22 protein-coding genes and 1 riboswitch are annotated in these 22,639 nt (G+C 47.1%); of the genes, 19 read left to right on the forward strand and 3 right to left on the reverse strand.

Annotated elements, in window-relative coordinates:
- Positions 1-16: 16 nt before the first annotated feature.
- Both NSS82_RS07215 and NSS82_RS07220 read left to right on the forward strand, forming a co-directional pair.
- On the forward strand, positions 17-892 hold the full coding sequence (locus tag NSS82_RS07215) for a carbohydrate ABC transporter permease (RefSeq protein WP_076272039.1): 876 nt from the start codon (positions 17-19) through the stop codon (positions 890-892).
- A gap of 30 nt (positions 893-922) precedes the next feature.
- Positions 923-1,750 carry a carbohydrate ABC transporter permease gene (locus NSS82_RS07220; protein ID WP_036681776.1) on the forward strand — a complete coding sequence of 276 codons (828 nt, stop codon included), beginning with the start codon at positions 923-925 and terminating at the stop codon, positions 1,748-1,750.
- A gap of 90 nt (positions 1,751-1,840) precedes the next feature.
- On the opposite strand, the gene NSS82_RS07225 is transcribed toward NSS82_RS07220, so the two are convergent.
- Positions 1,841-2,842, reverse strand: a complete 1,002-nt coding sequence (locus tag NSS82_RS07225) for a lipoate--protein ligase (RefSeq protein WP_036681778.1) — start codon at positions 2,840-2,842, stop codon at positions 1,841-1,843.
- A 227-nt stretch (positions 2,843-3,069) separates the two neighbouring features.
- Between NSS82_RS07225 and cobD the strand changes: the two genes are divergently transcribed.
- The 4 genes from cobD (at position 3,070) to NSS82_RS07245 (ending at position 6,723) form a co-directional block, all read left to right on the forward strand.
- Positions 3,070-4,158, forward strand: a complete 1,089-nt coding sequence (cobD, locus tag NSS82_RS07230) for a threonine-phosphate decarboxylase CobD (protein ID WP_076272038.1) — start codon at positions 3,070-3,072, stop codon at positions 4,156-4,158.
- A gap of 129 nt (positions 4,159-4,287) precedes the next feature.
- On the forward strand, positions 4,288-5,025 hold the full coding sequence (locus NSS82_RS07235) for an adenosylcobinamide amidohydrolase (RefSeq protein ID WP_036681780.1): 738 nt from the start codon (positions 4,288-4,290) through the stop codon (positions 5,023-5,025).
- A 49-nt stretch (positions 5,026-5,074) separates the two neighbouring features.
- Complete coding sequence (gene cbiB, locus NSS82_RS07240) at positions 5,075-6,034, forward strand: adenosylcobinamide-phosphate synthase CbiB (RefSeq protein ID WP_036681783.1); 960 nt, start codon at positions 5,075-5,077, stop codon at positions 6,032-6,034.
- An 8-nt stretch (positions 6,035-6,042) separates the two neighbouring features.
- Positions 6,043-6,723 (forward strand): histidine phosphatase family protein, encoded by a 681-nt coding sequence (locus NSS82_RS07245; protein ID WP_076272037.1) that lies wholly within the window; start codon positions 6,043-6,045, stop codon positions 6,721-6,723.
- Positions 6,724-6,822: 99 nt separating this feature from the next.
- Here NSS82_RS07245 and catA read toward each other — a convergent pair whose 3' ends face one another.
- Entirely contained in the window at positions 6,823-7,482 is a 660-nt protein-coding gene (gene catA, locus NSS82_RS07250; RefSeq protein WP_076272036.1) for a type A chloramphenicol O-acetyltransferase, read from the reverse strand.
- A 143-nt stretch (positions 7,483-7,625) separates the two neighbouring features.
- Between catA and NSS82_RS07255 the strand changes: the two genes are divergently transcribed.
- The 8 genes from NSS82_RS07255 (at position 7,626) to NSS82_RS07290 (ending at position 15,166) form a co-directional block, all read left to right on the forward strand.
- Positions 7,626-8,162 carry an AAA family ATPase gene (locus NSS82_RS07255; RefSeq protein WP_036681786.1) on the forward strand — a complete coding sequence of 179 codons (537 nt, stop codon included), beginning with the start codon at positions 7,626-7,628 and terminating at the stop codon, positions 8,160-8,162.
- A gap of 124 nt (positions 8,163-8,286) precedes the next feature.
- Positions 8,287-9,738 carry a MocR-like pyridoxine biosynthesis transcription factor PdxR gene (gene pdxR / locus NSS82_RS07260; RefSeq protein ID WP_076272035.1) on the forward strand — a complete coding sequence of 484 codons (1,452 nt, stop codon included), beginning with the start codon at positions 8,287-8,289 and terminating at the stop codon, positions 9,736-9,738.
- A 13-nt stretch (positions 9,739-9,751) separates the two neighbouring features.
- Positions 9,752-10,684 carry a D-alanine--D-alanine ligase gene (locus NSS82_RS07265; protein WP_076224705.1) on the forward strand — a complete coding sequence of 311 codons (933 nt, stop codon included), beginning with the start codon at positions 9,752-9,754 and terminating at the stop codon, positions 10,682-10,684.
- Positions 10,677-11,840 (forward strand): aminotransferase class I/II-fold pyridoxal phosphate-dependent enzyme, encoded by a 1,164-nt coding sequence (locus tag NSS82_RS07270; RefSeq protein ID WP_076272034.1) that lies wholly within the window; start codon positions 10,677-10,679, stop codon positions 11,838-11,840. Before NSS82_RS07265 ends, NSS82_RS07270 begins: the two co-directional genes overlap by 8 nt.
- A gap of 95 nt (positions 11,841-11,935) precedes the next feature.
- Positions 11,936-12,997 carry a nicotinate-nucleotide--dimethylbenzimidazole phosphoribosyltransferase gene (gene cobT / locus NSS82_RS07275; RefSeq protein WP_076272033.1) on the forward strand — a complete coding sequence of 354 codons (1,062 nt, stop codon included), beginning with the start codon at positions 11,936-11,938 and terminating at the stop codon, positions 12,995-12,997.
- Complete coding sequence (gene cobU / locus NSS82_RS07280; protein ID WP_036681798.1) at positions 12,994-13,542, forward strand: bifunctional adenosylcobinamide kinase/adenosylcobinamide-phosphate guanylyltransferase; 549 nt, start codon at positions 12,994-12,996, stop codon at positions 13,540-13,542. The genes cobT and cobU overlap by 4 nt, the downstream gene beginning before the upstream one ends.
- Entirely contained in the window at positions 13,539-14,354 is an 816-nt protein-coding gene (cobS, locus tag NSS82_RS07285; protein ID WP_076272032.1) for an adenosylcobinamide-GDP ribazoletransferase, read from the forward strand. Before cobU ends, cobS begins: the two co-directional genes overlap by 4 nt.
- 485 nt (positions 14,355-14,839) lie before the next feature.
- A complete protein-coding gene (locus NSS82_RS07290; protein ID WP_036681801.1) occupies positions 14,840-15,166 on the forward strand; it encodes a YnfA family protein in 327 nt (108 codons plus the stop codon).
- A gap of 1,025 nt (positions 15,167-16,191) precedes the next feature.
- Here the strand turns inward: NSS82_RS07290 and NSS82_RS07295 are convergent.
- Positions 16,192-17,880, reverse strand: a complete 1,689-nt coding sequence (locus NSS82_RS07295; RefSeq protein ID WP_076099024.1) for a methyl-accepting chemotaxis protein — start codon at positions 17,878-17,880, stop codon at positions 16,192-16,194.
- 367 nt (positions 17,881-18,247) lie between these two features.
- A riboswitch (PreQ1 riboswitch) is annotated at positions 18,248-18,293 on the forward strand.
- 10 nt (positions 18,294-18,303) lie between these two features.
- On the opposite strand from NSS82_RS07295, the gene NSS82_RS07300 reads away from it, so the two are divergent.
- The 5 genes from NSS82_RS07300 (at position 18,304) to NSS82_RS07320 (ending at position 22,639) form a co-directional block, all read left to right on the forward strand.
- Complete coding sequence (locus NSS82_RS07300) at positions 18,304-19,017, forward strand: queuosine precursor transporter (protein ID WP_076272031.1); 714 nt, start codon at positions 18,304-18,306, stop codon at positions 19,015-19,017.
- 278 nt (positions 19,018-19,295) lie between these two features.
- Positions 19,296-20,777 carry an AMP-binding protein gene (locus tag NSS82_RS07305; RefSeq protein ID WP_076272030.1) on the forward strand — a complete coding sequence of 494 codons (1,482 nt, stop codon included), beginning with the start codon at positions 19,296-19,298 and terminating at the stop codon, positions 20,775-20,777.
- Positions 20,774-21,925, forward strand: a complete 1,152-nt coding sequence (locus NSS82_RS07310) for a thiolase family protein (protein ID WP_076272029.1) — start codon at positions 20,774-20,776, stop codon at positions 21,923-21,925. The genes NSS82_RS07305 and NSS82_RS07310 overlap by 4 nt, the downstream gene beginning before the upstream one ends.
- The gene (locus tag NSS82_RS07315) at positions 21,922-22,323 is read left to right on the forward strand and encodes an FAS1-like dehydratase domain-containing protein (protein WP_076272028.1); all 402 of its coding nucleotides are present in this window, start codon (positions 21,922-21,924) and stop codon (positions 22,321-22,323) included. Before NSS82_RS07310 ends, NSS82_RS07315 begins: the two co-directional genes overlap by 4 nt.
- Positions 22,298-22,639 carry a MaoC family dehydratase gene (locus tag NSS82_RS07320; RefSeq protein ID WP_051491210.1) on the forward strand — a complete coding sequence of 114 codons (342 nt, stop codon included), beginning with the start codon at positions 22,298-22,300 and terminating at the stop codon, positions 22,637-22,639. The genes NSS82_RS07315 and NSS82_RS07320 overlap by 26 nt, the downstream gene beginning before the upstream one ends.

Genomic DNA, 22,639 nt, shown 5'->3' on the forward strand with positions numbered 1-22,639 from the left:
AGTGGAATCTTACCGCATGCATAAATACTTAGGTAATAAGAAAGCCATAATGCTGTTTCTGCTTCCCGCTCTGTTGATTTATAGCGTAGTGATTATCTATCCAGTGCTTCAATCCTTTTATCGTAGCTTTTTCGAGTGGGACGGGCTCAGTACGGCTACTTTTAACGGATTGTCCAACTATGTAGAGATGCTTGATGATCCATTGCTTTTGACTTCCCTTCGTAACGGCCTTATTTTTGCATTGGTACTCGCTGTATTTCAGATCGGATTGGGAACCATTCTTGCGCTTGCCTGTGCCGATCCGCGAATCAAAGGGCGTAAGTTGTTGAAAACAGCTTATTTTATTCCCGTAGTTCTGTCGGTTACGGTTGTTTGTCAGCTATGGATTGCCATCTACGATCCGAATAACGGATTGATCAATAGGCTTTTTGAAATTTTGCATATTCCTTATCAACAAAACTGGCTTACTTCTCCAACCACATCCATAATTGCGATTGCTTTTGTTAATGCCTGGCAGTTCATGGGTTACCAGTTCAGTCTTTTATATGCGGGGGTTAAATCTGTCCCTGAGCAGTACATGGAAGCTGCCACGATTGACGGTTGCTCCAAATGGATGGCGCATCGTAAGGTGACAATTCCAATGATGAAGGAGACGTTCAAATTCTGTCTGATCATTGCCATTACTTCAGGAATCGGTGCTTTTGTACAAATGTTGATTATGACTAACGGCGGACCGGGAACGAGTAACTATACGCTTACCTTTATGATTTATCGTTATGCATTCTTGGAAAGCAACTACGGCTATGCCTGTGCGGTATCGGTTGTGCTTGTCCTTCTGTCGCTTCTGGCCACCATTATTATCAACAAGACATTTGACCGAAATGAAGCATAAGGCAGTACGCCGGAAAGGAAAAGGAACGTTATGAAAAAAGTGAGAGCATTGCTCATACAGCTTCCCTTATGGATTTATTTTATCATTTCCATCTATCCGCTATTATGGATGATTTCTTATTCTCTGAAAAATAACGATGAGATTTTTGTCACCAACCCTTTCGGATTTCCGACTAATTTCCGGATTGAAAACTATGTGGCCGCTTGGTCACAGTTCAATATACCGCGATATTTTACGAATAGCCTGGTTGTCTCTACGATTTCAACGCTACTTATTATCATATTATCGCTGATGTTCTCATTCGCAATTTCCCGGCTGCGGTGGAGATTCCGTGAAGGGGTCAGATTGTATATGACGATCGGAATGTTCATGCCGCTGCAGGTAATTATGATTCCACTTGCCATACTCGTACGGGATTTACATCTGACTAATACCTACGGTGGGCTGATTGTTCCTTATGTCGCCATTGGATTGCCGTTCTCTTGTCTGGTATTCTACGGCTTTATGAAGGGTATCCCTGGGGAGCTGGAGGAATCCGCTTGTATGGACGGCGCGAATGTATACCGGATGTTTCTGCAGATTATTGTGCCGGTTGTAACGCCAGCTGTCGCAACAGTAGCCATTTTTCAATTTCTGAACAACTGGAATGAATTTTTGCTGGCTTATATTCTGATCTCTGATGAGGGGATGAAAACACTGCCGCTGGGTCTATTGTTCTTCCAAGGCCAATACAGCACAGACTGGGGTGGCATGGGGGCGGTTATGACGATGGCGAGTCTGCCAATGGTTATTGTCTATTTGTTCTTTAGTGAGCAGGTGGAACGGGCAATGACAGTTGGATCTGCTGTAAAAGGATAAAGCGAAGAGTATTAATTCATGCAAAAGAGGACTTCTGGCGAATGCGCAGGAGTCCTCTTTTTGATTCAAATCATGACCAGTGAATTCATCCTATTCCTCTAGGAAGACCAATCCGATAAAATCCTCCGGCTCAATACGACCGAAATAATGCTTCAAATCGAGATCAGCTAATGCTTCTCTAACCTCAGCCTCGTCATAACGTTTGCCACGAAGTGCATTTTCAACATCTACTACGTCACCGACTCCGAAGAAGTCACCATAGATTTTGATGTCTTTAATGAGGGAATCTTCAATATCCATCCGAATATCAATAATTCCGGCAGGGAATTTGCGCGTGTGCTTAACGTTGCTTTTTGGTGACAGACCGTAGTTCCAGTCCCAGTTCTGGTAGTGCTCCTTGGAGATCTCGTTAATTTTGTCCCAGTCGGCTTGTTGCAGCTTGTACTGAGGAACCTCAGAAGAATCCATGCCAAAGATCGAACGCAGCAGGCCGGCGCGGAACTCCTCGATCGTCATATCTGTACCCAGCAGCTCTTTGATATTCGCTACACGACTGCGTACGGATTTGGTGCTCTTTGATTTAAACTTCTCTGGATTCACTTTTAGAGAGGCTTGTACATCATCTAAATTAAGATTGAACATCAAGGTACCATGGCTGAACATACGTCCGCGTGTGGAGAACTGAGCGTTACCGGAAATCTTTTGCTCACCAACTTGCAGATCATTCCTTCCGCTTAGCTCGGCGTTAACGCCCATGCTTTGCAGGTAATCGATGACCGGTTGGGTGAATTTCAAAAAGTTATGAAAGGATTGGCCGTCATCCTTGGTAATAAAGCTGAAGTTCAAATTTCCAAGATCGTGATAAACAGCTCCACCGCCGGATAGACGACGTACGACCTGAATATTATTATCTTTTACATACTCTTGGTTAATTTCTTCGATAGTATTCTGATGTTTCCCGATGATGATGGATGGGCTGTTGATATAAAAAAGCAGGTAACTCTCGTCCATCGGCAAGTGCTTCAGCGCATATTCCTCAATCGCCAAATTGATGGATGCGTCAGTAATCCCTGTGTTATCAATAAAAAGCATAGTGAATTCCTCCGTCGCAGCAAAATTGATTACAACCTTCATTTTAAACCAAAAGCGGTTTTTTAACAAAAGAGATCACATCTTTGAGATTCATATCGGTTTGGGGGAAGCAGGGGATTTAGCTGGTTCCTTCTGCGAAAGCATTGACGTTCTTCCGGCAAAGAGGCAATAATGGTGGCAATGACATACATATCGTGCTAGAGAAAGTAGATAGAGGGAGTGTAATTATGCTTGAAAAATATGGTCATGGCGGTGATTTGCTGACGGCAGCGGAGCTCTATGGAGAAGCTGGGGGCACATTTCTCGACTATAGTGCCAACATCAATCCACTCGGTCCTCCACCGGAAGTTTTGGAGCTGCTTAGAACAGCACTGTCAACGGTGGTTACATATCCGGACCCTGGACACCGACGCTTTAAACAACTACTGGCGGAAAATCTTGGCGTAGATAGTGGCTGGTTAACCGTGGGTAACGGAGCAGCGGAATCTATGGCTTTGCTGCTGTTGGCGATAGCTCCGCAAAAGGTTGGCATCGTGGAACCTTGTTTCTCTGAGTATCGGCAGCTTTCCGTACAATTTGGCGCTGAAGTATTATCGGTTCAGGGGACCAGGGAACAGTATTTTCGCGCTGGAGTAGAGGAGATAGCCGGGCTGCTGGAACAGGTGGAGCTGTTATTTCTCGGACAGCCGAATAATCCCAATGGCGTTCAGTATGCTGTGGAGGAACTGCGCTTGTTAGCGCAGAAGGCTGAAAGCTGCGGGACTTATTTGGCTGTGGATGAAGCTTTTATTGACTTTATCCCGGAGTCAGAGCGAAATACACTCCTGCCGGAGCTGGAGCGGTTTCCGCATACGGTTCTGGTGCGGTCGATGACGAAGTTTTATGCGATTCCCGGACTGCGTCTCGGGTTTGCGATTTCACATCCGGAGCTGGCGAAGGCGATGAGCGGAAAGCAGGTCACCTGGAGTGTGAACGGCTTGGCGCTGCTGGCAGGGGAAGCTTGCCTTACAAGTGGACGTGACTATGAACAGCGCACGCGTGAGCTTGTTGCAGCAGAACGCGAAAAACTGCGGCAGGGTCTTATGCAGCTGGGCTGCGATGTCCCACCGGGAGAAGCCAACTTTCTGCTCTGTGGCTTGCCATCACCGTGGAGCGCGGCTGAGCTGCAGACTAGGCTTGGCCGCGTAGGTATACTAGTGCGCAGCTGCGCTATGTATGCAGGGTTAGGTGCTGAGCATATTCGAGTTGCCGTTAAGGGACATGAGGATAATGCCCGCCTTTTGCTGCAGATGGCGGAGATTCTAGCGACTAAGTGACAGGTGGATGTAGTCTTTAATGACTCTATGTGCGGAGCGAGCTGACAGTGCGATTGGCGGGGCATCCTTTCGCGGATGGTTGTAAGTATTTAATGAAAGAAATGAGCGGTGAAAGGAGCGGGATCGGCTATGGTGGAAGTGAAGATTCCATTTAATCTTGCAGGGGGAATCAGGGAGTATCGTCCGGCCGTCTGGCCAGGACTTGCTCTGCAGTGGAAGGATAAGCATCTGCTGCTGGAGCTGCCAGCAGAAGCGGATGGTTTATCGAGCGCGTTCTACGGCGGAGGAATGAACCGGCTGCAGCGGGCGGTCAATTTATATGTAGATCGCAATTACGAATGTAGTGATCCTGTCCAGGATATGGAGAATAAGCTGCGCGATTGGGGTTATCCTTTATCCGGCTGTGCCGGTCTGATGACGGCTGTACCGCTAGAGCATGCAGCGGTAGCTGAAGAGGACACGGGTTCAGCGGGGATTTTTGTTTGCGTTACAGCCGCCGCAGGAAATGCTGCGCGCTCAGGCGTGGAACGCAATGTATTGGCTGTGTATCGGCCGGGTACGATTAACATCATGCTCTGCATTGATGGCCGCCTGACACCGGCGGCCATGGTCAATGCTGTGCAGACAGCTGTCGAAGCCAAAGCTGCTGCGCTGGCAGATCTCGGGATTACCGATCCGGAGAATGGCCTAATCGCAACCGGCACAACTACGGATGCTATTGTGCTCGCTGTGAGCCAAAGCGGGAGATACAGCGCCGAGCATGTCTACGCCGGAACAGCAACCGATCTTGGAGGCGCTATCGGCCGGCTTGTATATAGCGCTGTGACGGGCAGCCTGCTGTCGGTGCAGGCAAGGAAGGACAGCTAATGACAATGGATAGCTGGAGAAGTAGAAGATTGTTCAGAGGTGATTGCCTGTGACAATCGCTTTGGTGTTGCTTGCGGCTTATGTGATTGACCGGATCGTAGGTGATCCGCGTAACCTGCCTCATCCCGTAATTGGTATGGGCAAAGCAATTACGGCTCTGGAGCGGGCGATCCGTCGTTTATGGTCCCGCCCGCAAAGCCTGCGCAGAGCTGGGGTGTTACTTCCGCTATGTGTGGCGGGCGGTGCTTGGGCACTGACAGCCATCCTGCTATGGCTGCTGTCATATATCTCACCTTGGCTCGTCTGGATAGCCGAGGTTTGGTTGATTTCAACCACGATTGCCTCCAAGGGACTAAAAGATGCAGGAATGGCGGTGTACGTGGAATTGCAGAAGGGTGATCTCCCTGCTGCCCGCAAGGCTTTGGGGATGATCGTGGGACGTGATACGACTTCGCTAGACGCCCCTGAAATTGTCCGTGGAACGGTGGAGACCGTAGCAGAGAATATTGTCGATGCGATTATTTCTCCACTTTTCTACGCGCTGATTGGCGGTGCGCCGCTTGCTATGGCTTATCGGGCGGTCAATACACTCGATTCAATGGTTGGTTATAAGAACGATAAATACCGTGATCTCGGCTGGGCATCTGCCCGGCTCGATGATGTTGCTAATTTCATCCCGGCACGGATTACGGCATTACTTTTGGCTCTATGTGCAGGGATGCTTCGTCTGGATTGGCGTAGTTGCCTGCAAATGGTGAAGCGGGATGCACATCTACATCCAAGCCCTAACAGCGGTTATCCAGAATCAGCTGTGGCTGGCGCACTTGGCATCCGACTCGGAGGCGAAAATGTGTATCATGGCGTCGCTTCTTTTCGGGCTTATATGGGTGATCCGGTACGTACGATGGAACCAAATGATATTATCCAGACCTCGCGGATGATGATGCTCTGCTCTTCAATATTTGTAGGTCTATGCGCGGTTGCGGCATGGATATGGATTGGAGGCTGAGCGTCGGTATGGCAATTCCCTCTATAGAGCTTGAGCTGGTGCTTATCCGACACGGGCAGACGAAATGGAATGTTGAGCATCGTTACCTGGGACATACGGATATTCCATTGCTTACTGACGCAAGTGAGCGGCTATCCCAACTTCAGCAGCAGAGCTGCATGCAGACTGAGTTATCAGGTGGTTTTTGGCGTGTGTTCTGTAGCGATTTGCTAAGATGTCGGGAGACCTTGGCTTTCGTAGCACCTTCACTAGAGCAGGACGCTGTTTACGATCAGCGGCTTCGTGAAATGAACTTCGGAGCTTGGGAAGGCTGCACCTATGAGCAGTTGAAAGATAACTCTCTATATAGAAGTTGGATTGATGATCCTTCAAAGGTTACACCGCCAGAAGGAGAATCATGGACAGAATTCGATGCACGGTTGCGTAGTTTCCTGTTGGATCTAGGTCAAGCTGCTATGGCTGCATTTGGATGCTGTGCTATCAAGGAGAAAAAAAGTGAGGTTACATCGAATAGAGTATTGGTAGTGACGCATGGGGGTGTAATCAGGAATTTACTTGCACAGTTAGTTCCTGGTCTCACATTCTACGATGCAGTGGCTCCTTCTCCCGGGAATGTAATGGTACTAACAATACTCTGGCAGCATGGACAATGGTCAGCTGATAAAGCTGATATTGTGGAAAAAGGATGATTACATGGAAATAAGGGTTCTACATCATTAGGAAAACCTAATAGGTGGAACCCTTTATGTTTGAACTATCGTTCGCAGTCAGCAGAATAACGTGGTTAATTAGAGGTTAGGTAACCATTCCTTATAGGTATCTGCACGTGATTGTAATTCATTATACAGCATGCTGGCATGGTAACCGTCGCACACGGCATGGTGGAATTGCCCCGAGATGGGTAATAGTATTTTTTTGTCTTGCTGAAAATATTTCCCTATCGTAAAGATGGGAAGTAGGTATGTTCCTTCGTTATACACGTTCAGGTTAAAGCTCGTGAAGCTGACCCACGGAATGCTAGAGATAGGGAAGGTGTTCGGTGGTTCGTTTGCTTTAGCGATAAATTGTTTCACGCTTCCGTACATTTTCATATCATCGAGATAACGGTTATAGAAATCATTAAACTGTTCACCGTACGAAGTCCAGATGCTTGAGAAAGTTTTATCATCATCATGGAAAATTGTAAAACTAGGTGACAAGCTATCCCAATAACCTAACCTACCTTCAGAATCAAAACATGTGCGGAATTCACTATGACGGTTCACCACCGTAGTTATCATGTGGATTAGTGCTGGGTACAGCTTAATTCCCTTATGCTTAAGCTCTGATAGTAGAAGGGTGATATCAATATTTACGGTCATGCTATAGGTGCATCTGACATTGTTTAAATAATGTTCAAAATAGGGTTTTCTACTCCAGTTATCAATGACAATCGGGTTAAAAATCATTTATTATGACCTCCTAAAATTATTTCATTTTTCATTTTTAGGAGGTCTGCTGGACTGATTTCACCATATCCTTATCACTATCCCTTGAGAAAGTATTTTGTAACGATGAGTATACCATCAATTGGAAGGGAGATGCATTTATAATGCTGAGCGAAAAGTTAGTTATTGAAAAATTGCTTCAGCAAAAGCGTACGAGTGTTGCTTCCATCGTAGTGATGATGTGCGGTGTAGCGGGGTCGGGTAAAACAACTTTTGCTAAAAAGCTGGAGAAAGAGGGATTCGCCAGACTTTCGATAGATGAAGATATTTGGGCCACGCACGGCCGTTTCGGGGTGGATTATCCAGAGCAGAATTATGAGTTCTATAAAGAAGAGTCGGAGATAAAACTGCGGGGGGAGCTGGTGAATCTGCTTCAGGCAAAACATCATGTTGTCATCGATTTCAGCTTCTGGCAACGTCAGAGACGGAACGATTACAAGCAACTTATTGAGGATTATGCTGGCGTGTGGGAACTGATTCACTTAAAGGTTCAGCCGGATGAATTACGTCAGAGACTGCTTATCCGGAGTGAACGTTTTGACGCCAATGCCGCATTTCCGATTACTGAGGACATATTAACCCGGTTTTTAAATGGTTTTGAGATCCCTGCTGGAGAAGGGGAGCTTGTGATCGAAGCATAGATCTGTAACTTGATTTTTGGGCATTTGTCCCCTCATAGAACCACAGCCGGATTAAAATCCCATGGCTGTGGTTCTTTTTTTAAACGAGTGATTGTGCCATGATAGTCATGGGGGCGATTGAGAGATGTTTAAGGATTTTAAGCTCATAGCCGGACGGCCGGTGTATATACAAATTAAAGACTATATGAAGCACTTAATCATAAAAGGCGGTCTGCAAGGCAATCAAAAGCTGCCCTCCACACGAGAGCTCAGCACATTGCTTAAGGTTAGCCGCAACTCCGTAATCTCTGCTTATGCAGGGCTTGAGGATGATGGCTTTGCTTATGCCGTGCAAGGGCAAGGAAGTTATGTTGCAGCTACGCCGCCCGGCAGTGAAACGATCTCTTCCTGGACGATGGACTGGAAGTCACGTCTCAATGATCACGCGGTGCTGGCAGAGGAACTGGATATCATGAAGCGCGGGATTCGAGCGGAGAAGGGGACGATCTCCTTCACCAGCATAGCGCCTGATGAGAGTCTTTTTGATCTGGATAATGTGAAGAGATCCTTTATGGATCGGATGTCGGTAGAAGGCAACGTTCTGCTAAATTACGGCTATGCCAAAGGGTATAAGCCTTTAATAGACTATTTGAAGCAGTATATGGAGCACAAGGGCGTTGAAATGAGGGGCAAGGATATATTGATCACCAATGGTTTTACAGAGGGGTTCGATATTGTATTGTCTGCTCTGAGTAAAAAAAATGGTTCGGTCATTTGTGAGAATCCGACGCATCATACAGCGATCAAAAATTTGAAGCTGAACGGTTTTGAGATCACCGGGATTTCGATGGAGCGTGATGGGATTGATTTGGCGGAGCTGGAGAAAGCATTGCAACAGCAAGCTTTTGACTGTGCATACTTCGTCCCTTCTTATCATAATCCGACCGGAATTGTAATGTCTCCAGAGAAAAGACAGCGGCTAATGAAGCTGATGAATCGCTACCAAGTCCCGGTGATTGAAGATGGTTTTAACGAGGAATTACGATATTCGGGCTCACATGTGGCTCCACTTATCGCAGCAGCAGGCAGCGGCAACAGCGTGATTTATCTCGGCAGCTTCTCCAAGGTATTATTTCCGGGACTACGTGTAGGTTGGGTGCTGGCGGATCAGGAGTTGATTAATTCCCTCGAAAGCGTCAAGCGCGCCCGTACCATTCATACCTCGACGCTGGATCAATCCATTTTATATCAGTATTTATTGGGTGGCCATTTAGAGAAATATTTGAAAAAAGCCAGAGCGGAATACAAACGAAAGTATGAATTAACCCTGCAATGCTGCAAGGATTTTATTCCTTATACGGCGCTGTCAGGGGACGGTGGCCTACATCTTTTTGTAACCTTCGCGGAGGGCTTTAATACAAGGACGCTGTTGGCGGCCTGTCATGAGCAAGGGGTTATTTTTACAGCAGGAGATATATTCTTCACAGACGGTAAAGGGCAAAATACGATACGGATCGGTTTCTCCAGAGTGACGGATGAGGATATCCGCAAGGGGATCGAGGTTATTGGCAGAACAGCTCGACAACTAATGGGATAAAGAGGTGCTTGAGATGAAAGTAGGCGTAATTATGGGCGGGGTATCCTCAGAGTATGAGGTATCCATGAATAGCGGTAGAGAAATATTGAAGAATCTAGACCCCAATAAATATGAAATTATTCCAATTGTGATCACCAAGCGTGAGGAGCTTATTGAGCAGGCAAAAGGGATCGATATCGCGCTGCTTGCACTTCATGGAGCTTACGGCGAGGATGGTACGGTTCAGGGAACGCTGGAGACGATGGGGATTCCGTATACGGGCAGCGGGGTTTTGTCTAGCAGCATTTGTATGGATAAAGATCTCTCCAAAAAGCTTATGCGCTGCGCAGGCGTCAACACAGCAGATTGGCTATGCTGGGACAGCATGAAGGATTATTCGGCTGAAGCGGTGGAACGGCTCGGATATCCGGTTATGGTGAAGCCATGTTCAGGTGGCTCGAGTATCGGAATGGAAAAAGTGAGCAGCAGCGAGGAGCTGTTGTGCGCAGTGCAGAAGGCTTTTGCCTGTGATCAGGCGATTTTGATTGAAAGCTACATTCAAGGCCAAGAAATCACCTGTTCTATTCTAAACGGAGAGCTGCTGCCTATTCTGGGAATTACCTCAGCAAATGCCGAGTGGTTCGATTACAGTGCTAAGTACGAAGAAGGCGGAGCAGATGAACGGGTCATTGAATTGCCTACTGAAGTGCATGAGCGGGTACGCGAGGCTGCCTTGAGCTGTTATAAAGCACTAAAATGTAGCGTGTATGCACGGGTTGATATGCTGCTTAAAGAGGGTATTCCTTATGTGCTGGAGGTGAATACGTTACCAGGCATGACGAAGGCCAGTCTTTTACCCAAAAGCGCGCAAGCGGCAGGCTACACCTTCAGCGGACTACTGGACGAAATCATCTCCCTTTCCCTAACGGAAAAGAGTGCAAAGGAAGAGGTGTACAGCCATGCATAATGAATGGATTGCTCCACGTGTGCGGGAGATTGCACCCTCGGGGATTCGGGCTTTTTTTGACCTAAGTGCGGGAAATCAGGATATTATATCGCTGGGTGTAGGGGAACCAGATTTCGTTACACCGGAGCATGTAAGAGCTGCCTGTATTCATGCCTTGAATAATGGGGAAACGATGTATACGCCAAATTCCGGGTTACTGGAGCTTAGAGAGGAGATCGCTACTTATCTGCACACAAGTTTCAAGCTTCGTTATGAGCCAAACGATGAGATTATGGTTACGGTGGGCAGCAGCGAGGCTGTGGACTTGGCATTACGAGCTTTCATTACACCTGGGGATGAGATTATCGTCCCTTCTCCCAGCTATATCGCATATTCGCCGATTACCCATTTGAACGGGGGGGTTACGGTGGAGGTAGAATCATCGGCCGAGCAGGGGTTTAAGCTTACTGCTGAAGCGTTACGGAAGGTGATTACTCCACGTTCGAAGCTTCTTATGGTGAATTTTCCGACTAATCCTACAGGTGCAGTAATGACTTATGAAGATTGGCTGCCTATTGCACAGATTGTAAAAGAGAATAACCTACTGGTCATTTCAGATGAAATTTATGCCGAGCTTACGTATGACAGTCAGCATGTCAGCATCGCCTCTCTTCCCGGGATGCTGGAAAGGACGATTGTGATTAGCGGCTTCTCCAAAGCTTTTGCAATGACTGGCTGGAGAGTGGGTTATGCTTGTGGCGATCGAGAATTAATTGCTGCGATGCTAAAAATCCATCAATATACTGCGATGTGTGCCCCGGTGCTCGGTCAAATTGCTGCGATTGAATCATTGCGCAACGGAATGCAGCATAAGGAACATATGAAGCAATGCTTCGATGAGCGGAGAAAGCTGCTGGTTAGTGGGTTTCGATCCATAGGACTACCTTGCCATGAACCTGCGGGCGCATTTTATGCCTTTCCTTCCATCGCTCACACCGGAATGAAATCAGAAGACTTCGCTTTGCAGCTGCTCAGGGAGGTCGGTGTCGCTGCGGTTCCGGGTCATGTGTTTGGAGCAGGCGGAGAGGGGTATATCCGCTGCTCCTATGCCGCTTCCTTACAAAAATTGACGGAGGCGCTGGAGAGAATCGAAGATTTTATGAAAGTGAAGTTGTAATTCTAGAAGTCCCCCTCTATCATAGATGGGGGCTTTTCTGCGAATATGAGATAGAATAGGTTATACGGATACATTTAATAGGAGGTTGTAATTTTATGTTTTCAGATATTCAAGACGTAATTAAACAAATCATACCGGCTGATGATCAGTCCATCCTCAAGGCGGAGCATCGGCTGAACATTCTGACCAAACCTCCGGGCAGTTTGGGACAATTGGAACCTCTCGCTGTTAAGCTCGCTGGAATTTCGGGTACAGAGCAGCCTAGTTTCACCAAACGAACAGTTGTTGTGATGGCTGCTGACCACGGGGTATGCTGCGAAGGGGTTAGCGCATTTCCACAGGAAGTCACGCTGCAGATGGCCCATAACTTTCTCAGCGGTGGAGCGGCTGTAAATGTATTGGCACGTCAAGCTGGGGCAGAGGTACAGTTTGTTGATATCGGCATAAACGGCGATCTTAGTCATGTCGATCTGATTGATCGTAAAGTGCGCCGGGGAACGGATAATATGGCTGTGGAACCTGCGATGAGTCGTGAGGATGCCATGAATGCTCTTCTTGTTGGGATAAGAGTTGCGCAGGAAGCGGTTAAGAACGGAACGGAGATTTTTATAACAGGCGAAATGGGCATTGGGAATACTACGGCTAGTGCTGCCATTCTATGTGCTCTCAAAGGAATAGCCCCTGAAGTAGCTGTGGGACGAGGAACGGGAATTGATGATGAACGTTTACTACATAAAATTGCAGTAGTGGAACGCGCCTTAAAGGTAAATCAGCCGAATTCAGCAGATCCGTTGGATGTATTATCTAAAGTTGGTGGACTGGAAATCGCTGGCTTGGCGGGACTGATTCTTGGTGCGGCTGCTAATCGGACACCTATCATTTTGGATGGTTTTATTTCGGGGGCGGCAGCGCTTGTGGCAAAAGCCCTTGCACCTGAATCCATCGCTTATATGATAGCCTCTCATGTATCAGGAGAACGGGGTCATAAGCTAATGCTGGAGCAGCTTGGACTTGAACCGCTGCTTAATCTCGGTCTGCGATTGGGTGAGGGAACAGGGGGAGTATTATGCCTTCATTTAATCGAGGCGATCTGCCGCATTTTGAGCGAAATGGCAACCTTTGAAAGTGCAGGCATCTCTGGAGCTGGTCAACGATGAGCATTCTTGTAACGGGAGGCGCACGTAGCGGTAAAAGTGGTTTTGCAGAAAAATTGATGCATTCACTGGCAGATCAGGCCTTCTATGTAGCAACCGGACAGGCTTTTGACGACGAAATGAAGGAACGGATTGCTCTGCATCAGCATCAACGAATGGAAAGTGGTTACGCTTGGGAGACGCTTGAGGAACCGTATGATTTACCAGATCTGCTAAAGCGATTATCGGGTGAAAAAGCGGTGCTCGTAGATTGTTTAACCTTATGGTTATCCAATGCATTATTGGCCGTGGAAGGTTTTGAAAATAGGCAAGAGCTTGTTGAGAGTGAGATAACAAGACTTGAAGACAGTGTGCGTTCTTTTCAAGGGACGCTTATTCTGGTCACTAATGAGGTTGGCGACGGGATTGTTCCGGAGTATGCGCTTGGCCGATTGTATCGTGATCTGGCGGGACGAATGAACGCCCTGATCGCTCGGCAATGCGAACAGGTCTTTCTAGTAACTGTTGGAATTCCGATTGAGCTTAAGAGCAGGGAGTATCGTTTATGAGGGAGCGTAGGGATGCGGCCGTAGCTGCCTTTCAGTTCTTATCCCGATTTCCTGTAAAAGGTGATCCGGGGTTCTCTCCTGAACTGCTGCGCCGCAGTGTGATCTTCTATCCCATGGTAGGCGCAGCAATTGGGCTGTGCGTAGCTGCTGGAGCAGCCCTGACGGGATTGCTTTTACCTGCTTGGCCAGCAGCAGTGATCACTCTGATTCTGTGGGTAAGCCTCACAGGCGGGTTGCATCTTGATGGCTGGATGGACAGCGCAGATGGTCTGCTCAGCTATCGGCCACGGGAGCGTGCCCTGGAGATTATGAAGGACAGCCGTGTGGGTGCGATGGGCGTACTCGCCTGCGTGCTGCTCCTGCTGTTTAAAGTTTCTTTGCTGGCAGTTCTAATCGAAGGCTACGCCTACTACGAGCTGCCGCTGCTCTTGGTACCAGCGGTCTGGAGCCGCTGGTATATGGTGCGGGCAATGGTGCGTTATCCCATTGCCCGTGGAGACGAGGGGCTGGCCGCGAACTTCGCCGGCCTTGCTTCCTCGCATGAGCGGCGCGCGCTGGCAGTCGCCGCGCTGCTCTCGCTGGCCGCCGCCGCTGCGCCTCTGGCGCTCGGCGCTGGCTTAGCCGCGTGGCCGCTGCATCTGGCGGCAGCTCTGCTGCTGCCGGTCGCGGCCTTGGCCTGCGGCACCGCAGCTGCGCGGCGGATCAGCAGCCGGCTCGGCGGGCTCACCGGCGACGTGTACGGCGCGCTGAACGAGCTGCTGGAGGTTGTGCTGCTGCTAGTGTTATTGCTGCTCCAGCACAATTTAATGTAAGCTCCACGGATGAACCTTGAGTAATTTGCTGTAGTAGCTCTACGGATGAACCTTGAGTAGTTTGCTGTAGGTAGCCCCACGGATGAACCTTGAGTAATTTGCTGTAGTAGCTCTACGGATGAACCTTGAATAATTTGCTGTAGGTAGCACCACGGGTGAACCTTGAGTAGTTTGCTGTAGGTAGCTCTACGGGTGAACCTTGAGTAATTTGCTGTAGGTAGCTCTACGGGTGAACCTTGAGTAGTTTGCTGTAGGTAGCTCAACGGGTAGACCTTGAGTGATTTGCTGTGGGTAGCTCTACGGGTGAACCTTGAGTAGTTTGCTGTAGGTAGCCCCACGGATGAACCTTGAGTAGTTTGCTGTAGGTAGCTCTACGGGTGAACCTTGAGTAGTTTGCTGTAGGTAGCCCCACGGATGAACCATGAGTACAATTTGTTATGAGTAACCTTTGCGTTTTTAGGAGATTGACAGGGAAGAGGGATGACATGTTATTTGCCATTCTGCTATTTATAATTGCTGGCCTTGCTGAGATCGGTGGCGGATATTTAGTGTGGTTATGGTTGAGAGAATCAAGGCCACTTTGGTACGGCTTAGTGGGGTCCTTGATTCTGATAGCGTATGGGATTATCCCTACGTTGCAGAAATTCCCTTCCTTCGGCAGAGTGTATGCGGCTTACGGCGGGGTGTTTATCGTGCTCGCGGTCTTATGGGGATGGCTTGTAGACAAGAAGACACCAGACGTATATGACTGGGTCGGAGCAGGTATTTGTGTGATCGGTGTATCGGTCATCCTCTGGGCACCGCGACACTAAGTTGAGTGATGTTTGCTTAGCCATAAAAGCTGAATGAAAGCTGAGTAACCTAGTTTTTACTGAGTGAGTAACTTGGCTTCGGACTCAGGGGACCTTATTTGCGAAAAAAGGGTTATTTTGGAGCGTTTTCGGACACCAGAGGCGCTATTTGAACAAAAAAGGCTGAGTCTGGGTTGATTATGAGGCCATAGCGTCTCTCGAGTCCGAAAAAGCCTCCAAATGGTAGTTTTTCGAGTAATAGCGGCATCTGAGTCCGCAAGCCAGCAGCAAATAGCGTGCTGAGGTCTAAGTGAGAGCTTCGCGCAAGCTAGTGCATGTAGCTGATTCTATTGCAGTAGGTAGCATCCACGGAGGAACTTAGAGTAATTTGCAGTAGGTAGCATCCACGGAGGAACTTTGAGTAATTTGCTGTAGGTAGCATCCACAGAGGAACTTTGAGTAATTTGCTGTAGGTAGCATCCACGGAGGAACTTAGAGTAATTAGCTGTAGGTAGCATCCACGGAGGAACTTAGAGTAATTTGCAGTAGGTAGCATCCACGGAGGAACTTTGAGTAATTTGCTGTAGGTAGCATCCATGGAGGAACTTTGAGTAACTTGGCTCCGGACTCAGGAGACCTTATTTGCGATAAAAGGGTTATTTTGGAGCGTTTTTGGACACCAGAGGCGCTATTTGAACAAAATAGGCTGAGTCTGGGTTGATTATGAGGCAATAACGTCTCTCGAGTCCGAAAAAGCCTCCAAATGGCAGTTTTTCGAGTAATAGCGGCATCTGAGTCCGCAAGCCAGCAGCAAATAGCGTGCTGAGGTCTAAGCGAGAGCTTCGCGCAAACTAGTACATGTAGCCGAGTCTAAGCGAGAGCTTCGCGCAAACTAGTACATGCACCCTGAGTCTAAGCGAGAGCTCCGCGCAAGCCTAGCGCATGCAGCCGAGTCTAAACGAGACCTCAGCAAGCGCTAGTGAGCCATAAACTAAAAACCCCCCTTCAACACTTTCGTGTGAACGGGGGTTATTGGTTTTCAAGCGTTAAATCTTAAATTGCTGCACAGCTTCTTGGAGTTTCTTGGCTTGCTCATACAGATGTTTAACGGTTTCTGCATGGCCTTCCAGTTCGACGCGCTGCCGCTCTGAGTTAGCAGCGAGTGTGTCCGCACTTTCTTGCGATCTTGATGTAATTTGTGCAGTTTCTTCGACGGAAGCACTGACTTCTTCTGTACTTGCCGAGATTTGCTGTGTAGCCGCAGATACGGATTGGATGCTGTGATTGATGCTTTGGATAAGGATCAAGAGGTGATTAAAGGCATCACCTGCTTCTGCTACCTTGCCGACTCCAGAGGCAACCTCAGAATTCACGTGGTTCATCTCAGTAACGGAGCGGCTCATATCTTCCTGAAGGCCAAGTAGGAAGTCACGGATCTGTTCGTTTGCGTTACGGGATTGTTCAGACAGCTTGCGTACTTCTCCGGCAACAACAGCAAAGCCGCGTCCATGCTCTCCTGCGCGTGCAGCTTCGATTGAAGCATTCAGCGACAGCATTTGGATCTGTTTCGTAATTTCAGTAATGCTGTGAACGACTTCTCCGATCATTACTGAACGCTCATTCATGATTTGTAACTGATCCAGCGACTGTAGGGAAGCACGTTCAACCTGGCGCATTTGCAGCACGGCACTTTGAGCAATTTCATTACCGCCACTTGCTTCAGCGGAAGCCTCACTGATTTGCTCTGTGACTTCATTCGCTGCTGAGGCAATACTTTGAATGCCTAAATTGATTTCTTCCATTGCTCTCGAGTTATCTGATGCACTGCTAGCGATAGTCGTACTACCTTTGCCGATTTCTACTACCGATGAGCTGGAGTGATCCGCCATATCGTTGAGAACCTCAACACGTTCTTTTAAAGAGTTGGAATCCGCAACGACAGTATTAGAGGTTACCAGTACATGTCCGATCATTTCTTTCAGGCGTTGGGTCATCGCTTGGAAGCTTACGGACAACTGTGCAACTTCGTCATTTCCTTTAACTGATAATTCTTCGGTGAAATCTCCCTCTGCGAGCCGGGCACTATAAGCTGCCAGTTTTGAGATTGGACGTGTTATACGCACACTCATAAACCATGCACCAGTTAGACCGATGATCAACGTCAGAAGTGTGATTCCGGCACTTGTCCATAGAATACTGTCTGTTTTTTCTTGAATGAAGCTTACGTCACTGCTTACACCGATAACCATCGTACTTCCGGGAATACCGATATAAGCTGTTTTATGTATACCATGTGCGTCGCTATATGTATCGCTTAGTCCAGTTTTTCCTTTAGAGGCTTGTTGCATTGCAGAGGATACGGTGACACTTTCTGCCCGTTGCAATTTTGCATCGTGATCTGCGGATAGAATCTCAGCTTCTTTCCCTTTCAGATTGACCAGAAAAATGGTTTCCACTCCATGTTGTTTCCTCTTTTCCTGAAAATAGAACTCGAGATTGGTGGCAGACTGATCGTTCTTATTTAGGGTTTGCTGGGCGTGCATTACGTTGAGATTCTTATATACGTCCTGAGCAGCGGCAGTAAGGATTTTGTTAATCTGTGGCATAACATAGCTGTTGAAGATATTGATGGAGATAAAGTAGAAGCTGGTGCTTAACAAAAGAGACGTGAGCAACAGAACAACAAATAATAAACGCGTGAATTTGCGACTGATCGAATGCTTGATACGAAACATATCGTTCTCTCCTTTTTTTATGGACGGTGAGGTCATTTCTTTTTTTGGTCTTCACTAGATACTCCAGGCCAACTGCTGGAAATTGGCGACCCGAGATATATTCCATAGTTATGTCATATTTCTACTAAATGGATCGGGAATAAGGTGTTTGATACTATTCTATAGAATTAACCTCTGGATGAATAGTGAAAGTTTTGTCCTATAGAGCATTTTTTTCTGAAAAAAATGAATTATTGCTGACTATTTTAGATAATTGTCGAAAAAAAAGAACTGGAACTACCAATTTCATATAAAAATATTATTTTTATGGATTGTTAAGCGCTATTGTGATAGAGTATTAATGTTTTGTTCCAAAAATTTAATAATGTAAGCCGCGGTTCGTAACCATCCCGCGTAAACAAAACTAGGAGGAGTTTCAGTAATATGTTTAATTTGTTGTGGGGAGTTTTATTTGTTATTGTCAATTTTGCCTTTTTTCTACTCTGTTACCGCCTGTTCGGGAAAAGTGGAATGTATGCCTGGGTAGGTATTGCTACTGTAATTGCTAACATTCAGGTAGCTAAGACGATTGCTATGCCATTTGATATTGTGATGACACTCGGAAATACGATGTATGTCACTTTGTATATGACCAGCGATTTGCTTAATGAGAAGTACGGAAGAGCGGAAGCACGTAAAGCGGTCTGGTTTGGTTTCTTCACCTTGCTTATGACTACAGTCATTATGCAGATGGTACTAGTATTTAAGCCACAGGAGACCGATATCGCTCAGTCTTCTTTGGAGACGATTTTTGGGCTGATGCCTCGACTAGCTTTGGGTAGTCTTACTGCTTACTTCATTAGTCAGTTCCTAGATGTTCGGTTGTACTCTTGGATTCGTAAATATTACAGCACCTCAAGTCAGCTGTGGATTCGTTCCAACGGCAGTACGATGATTAGCTCCTTTGTGGATACACTTATCTTCTGCACCATTGCGTTTGCGGGCTTGTATGACTGGAATGTATGGCTTGAAATTTTGCTTACAACTTATCTAGCGAAGTTCTTACTAACCGCAGTAAGCACACCTATCTTATATATCGCCCGAACCTTTACTTTTGCTGAAGAGGGTACACCATCGACCGTTCAAAAGAAGGACTAAACAACAATACAGCCAGCGCGTACCGATCATAATCGATGCGTGCTGGCTATTTTTTTAGTTGTAAGATGGACTTAATAGTTACATGAAAATGTGTACATAAAAATAATATAAAGCTAAAATAAGCTATCATAGCAATTTTAGCGGGTTAGTTTAACAGGAGCGCCTGCGATGGCGCTTATCACATATCCTTTAGTCTGGGCTGGACTTGCGGGGCAGTCCGATTGAAGAAAATGTATATAATTGGTAGTCACAGAAATTACGAACAGGTGTGATCAAGGATGAATCTAGTAGTTCCTATACTGCGTCATGCAGCACAGCAGCCTGACAACATTGCCTTAACCCATGACCTAGCAAGTCATACCTATACAACATTAGTAGAAACGATGCGGAGAATCGCGAATGGCCTACAGCAAAAGGGTCTGAGGCATGACAAAATCGCGATTTTATCTACGAATCGTATTGAATTTGTTGAGGTTTTCTTGGGGGCGATTTATGCGGGCTGTGTTCCCATTCCCTTAGATCCCAAATGGAGTGCTAATGAACTGCAGGTTATTATAGAACAGTGCCAGCCGACAATGATTTTTGCCGAGCCGGAAGCCGCAAAGAATCTGGTCCTCAAGGATCAAGCGATCCCAACACTGACCTTCTCAAATGAACGAACAAGTTCCTATGATCAGTGGCTGGCTGCCCTGAAGCCGGAGGCTGAGTTGGATGAGACGAATGAATTATTATTTATTGGCTTTACTTCAGGCACAACCGGGTTGCCCAAAGGTTATATGCGTACCCATTTATCATGGTTAAAAAGCTTTGAGGTCTCGAATATTGCTTTTGAATTGGACGCTATGAAGGATGTTTTGGCACCAGGTCCATTTGTGCATTCCCTATCCTTATTCGCCGTAATGCAGAGTCTATATTGTGGAGCAACCTTTCATATCACACAAAAATTTAGTGCCACGAAGGTGTTAGAGCTGTGCCAGCAAATTCCGGGTGTGGTGCTGTTCGTCGTACCAACAATGATCGAATCCATGATGTTGCAGGCTGTACCTGGGCAGATACAGATTGATGCGATTATTAGCTCAGGTGCAAAGTGGTCGGAGTTGTCCAAGAAAAGGGGCATGGAAGTGTTTGGTGGAGCGCGCCTTTATGAATCCTACGGTTCTTCAGAAGCGAGTTATATTAGTTATTTGAATGTTCTGACCGAGCATAATCCGACCTCTATAGGCAAACCTTATCCCGGGGTGCAAATTTCCATTCGTGATGAACAGTTCCGGGAAGTCCCTACTGGGGAGATTGGGCAGCTATATGTGCGTAGTGATATGATATTTTTAGGCTACCATCAATTGCCGAATGAGACAGCAGCAGCTTTTAGAGAGGGATGGCTTATTTTAGAAGACTATGTTTATCAGGATGAAGCTGGTTATTTATATATGGCGGGACGTTTGAAGAATAAAATCATATCCGGAGGCCTGAACGTTTATCCAGAAGAAATAGAGAGGGTGCTGGAGTTTCTTCCGGAAATAGATGAAGTGATGGTGCTTGGCGTGCCTGACGATTACTGGGGAGAACAGCTGATAGCCCTCGTGAAGTGGAGCGGAGAGCAGCATTTATCTGTCGACGAAATTAAGAATTATTGCCGCCAGTATTTAGCAAGCTACAAAGCGCCGAAGCAGCTGTTAACCCTGGATGAATTTATCTATACAAGCAGTGGAAAAATTGCCCGGCAAGCGATGAAAGACTATGTGAAAAGAGCGATGGTATGATAGAAGCAGTAATTGTCATGGCAAAACGTACACCGATTGGCAGAATGGGTGGCTTATTAAGTACACTTGAGCCGGAAGCATTACTGGCGCCGCTTATTCAGCATATTGTAGCCGAAACGAACTTGCCTAAAGAACTGATCGATGATGTCATTATTGGGAATGTTGTGGGCCCAGGAGGTAATATTGCCCGGGTAGCTGCGCTTGAAGCGGGGCTGCCTGTTTCGGTACCGGGCGTCACCGTGGATCGTCAGTGCGGATCTGGGCTAGAGGCAATTAATATAGCAGCAAGACTGATTCAAAGCGGCGCTGGTGAGATTTATTTAGCGGGTGGTGTCGAAAGTACGAGCCGTGCTCCATGGAAAATGGTTAAACCACAGACCTTAATGGGGGTTCCGCAGCTATATACCCGTGCACATTTTACGCCTAGCTCTTACGGTGATCCGGATATGGGAATTGCTGCAGAGAATGTAGCTCGGAAATACGGGATTTCTCGAGAAGAGCAGGATCAATATGCCTTGAAAAGCCATCAAAAGGCGGTTCATGCTCAGCAAAGTGACCGGTTTCAGCAGGAGATAGTACCTCTTCAGGTAGAGGGGCAGTGGGTGAACACCGACGAATGTCCTCGGGCTAATACGAGTCTGGACAAGCTGCAAAAGCTGCCGCCAATTTTTGAAGAAAAGGGTACCGTCACTGCTGGAAATGCCTGTCCTATTAATGATGGCGCAGCGCTTCTATTAATGATGTCTCGGGAGAAATGCCAGCAGCTTAAGCTGAAGCCTATTTTACGGGTCGTGGATGCGCAAGCTGCGGGTGTAGATCCGAACTATTTAGGGATGGGGCCTGTACCAGCTGTGCAAAAGGTGTTAAAACGCCAAAAGCTTACCGTTGCCGATTTAGATATCGTAGAGTTTAACGAGGCTTTTGCTTCACAAGTATTGGCTTCACTGAATGAGCTTCAAATTCCACAGGAAAAGGTCAATCTTGGCGGGGGGGCATTAGCAATAGGCCATCCATACGGAGCTTCCGGGGCTATTTTAATGACTCGGTTATGTGCTGAAATGCAACATGCTCCTTACCAACGAGGGCTTGCTACTCTGGGAATCGGCGGCGGGATAGGTCTGGCAACACTCGTGGAGGTTATGGAATGAACAGTGTCCGACATCAGATCCATATGACTGCTGATTGGATTTCGGACTACGCACAGAGTATCGAAGCACCCATGCAGACGATAAATGGAAAGCTGATTGCTCCTGCGACGATGCCTATTATTTTCTGGCAAGACTTCGATATTCCTTGGTTAATCATCGGTGAACCCTTGCTTCACGGCACTCAGAAATTTTCATATCAGGCTCCGATTACGGCGGGGATGATTTTGGATTGTGAATTAGCGTTAACGGGCGAGGTGCAAAAAGAAGGAAGACAGGGTAAACTGACTTTTTACATACATACGCTGGTTTGTAGGTGTGAGGGTAAGCTAATAGTCACCGCAGAAACAGTGTTAATTCGGGTAGGTGATGATCATGATAAAAAAGTGCGTAACAGCTGAAGCTATCCGGCAATATGCAGCTGCTTCCCAAGACTTGGCGCCTATACATTTAGATGTAGATGCCGCTGCCAAGGCTGGCTTGAAGCGACCCATCGCACATGGGATGTATCTTATGGGATTAGCCCAATCCTTGTACATTGCTGAGCACCCTACACAGTGGATCACACAATATGATATGAAATTTCATAAGCCTATAGAGGTCGATAGTGTCGTGATTTTTGATTTTGCAGCTGACGACTGCTTTGTGAAAGTGATCCTTACAACAGAAGCTGGCGATGTTATTGCTGCGGGAGCTTTTGCAGTGAAAGAGGTGTAG

The organism is Paenibacillus sp. FSL H7-0735 (assembly GCF_038008505.1).
Taxonomy (GTDB): Bacteria; Bacillota; Bacilli; order Paenibacillales; family Paenibacillaceae; genus Paenibacillus_AQ; species Paenibacillus_AQ odorifer.

Coding starts and splice junctions, on each gene's coding strand:
- NSS82_RS07255 (WP_036681786.1), top strand. CDS start 7,626: ATGCTGAGCGAAAAGTTAGTTATTGAAAAATTGCTTCAGCAAAAGCGT.
- NSS82_RS07295 (WP_076099024.1), bottom strand. CDS start 17,880: ATGTTTCGTATCAAGCATTCGATCAGTCGCAAATTCACGCGTTTATTA.
- pdxR (WP_076272035.1), top strand. CDS start 8,287: ATGTTTAAGGATTTTAAGCTCATAGCCGGACGGCCGGTGTATATACAA.
- NSS82_RS07310 (WP_076272029.1), top strand. CDS start 20,774: ATGATAGAAGCAGTAATTGTCATGGCAAAACGTACACCGATTGGCAGA.
- cobT (WP_076272033.1), top strand. CDS start 11,936: ATGTTTTCAGATATTCAAGACGTAATTAAACAAATCATACCGGCTGAT.
- cobS (WP_076272032.1), top strand. CDS start 13,539: ATGAGGGAGCGTAGGGATGCGGCCGTAGCTGCCTTTCAGTTCTTATCC.
- catA (WP_076272036.1), bottom strand. CDS start 7,482: ATGATTTTTAACCCGATTGTCATTGATAACTGGAGTAGAAAACCCTAT.
- NSS82_RS07305 (WP_076272030.1), top strand. CDS start 19,296: ATGAATCTAGTAGTTCCTATACTGCGTCATGCAGCACAGCAGCCTGAC.
- NSS82_RS07270 (WP_076272034.1), top strand. CDS start 10,677: ATGCATAATGAATGGATTGCTCCACGTGTGCGGGAGATTGCACCCTCG.
- NSS82_RS07220 (WP_036681776.1), top strand. CDS start 923: ATGAAAAAAGTGAGAGCATTGCTCATACAGCTTCCCTTATGGATTTAT.
- NSS82_RS07315 (WP_076272028.1), top strand. CDS start 21,922: ATGAACAGTGTCCGACATCAGATCCATATGACTGCTGATTGGATTTCG.
- NSS82_RS07215 (WP_076272039.1), top strand. CDS start 17: ATGCATAAATACTTAGGTAATAAGAAAGCCATAATGCTGTTTCTGCTT.
- NSS82_RS07225 (WP_036681778.1), bottom strand. CDS start 2,842: ATGCTTTTTATTGATAACACAGGGATTACTGACGCATCCATCAATTTG.
- NSS82_RS07245 (WP_076272037.1), top strand. CDS start 6,043: ATGGCAATTCCCTCTATAGAGCTTGAGCTGGTGCTTATCCGACACGGG.
- cobU (WP_036681798.1), top strand. CDS start 12,994: ATGAGCATTCTTGTAACGGGAGGCGCACGTAGCGGTAAAAGTGGTTTT.
- NSS82_RS07235 (WP_036681780.1), top strand. CDS start 4,288: ATGGTGGAAGTGAAGATTCCATTTAATCTTGCAGGGGGAATCAGGGAG.
- NSS82_RS07320 (WP_051491210.1), top strand. CDS start 22,298: ATGATAAAAAAGTGCGTAACAGCTGAAGCTATCCGGCAATATGCAGCT.
- NSS82_RS07300 (WP_076272031.1), top strand. CDS start 18,304: ATGTTTAATTTGTTGTGGGGAGTTTTATTTGTTATTGTCAATTTTGCC.
- NSS82_RS07290 (WP_036681801.1), top strand. CDS start 14,840: ATGTTATTTGCCATTCTGCTATTTATAATTGCTGGCCTTGCTGAGATC.
- cobD (WP_076272038.1), top strand. CDS start 3,070: ATGCTTGAAAAATATGGTCATGGCGGTGATTTGCTGACGGCAGCGGAG.
- NSS82_RS07265 (WP_076224705.1), top strand. CDS start 9,752: ATGAAAGTAGGCGTAATTATGGGCGGGGTATCCTCAGAGTATGAGGTA.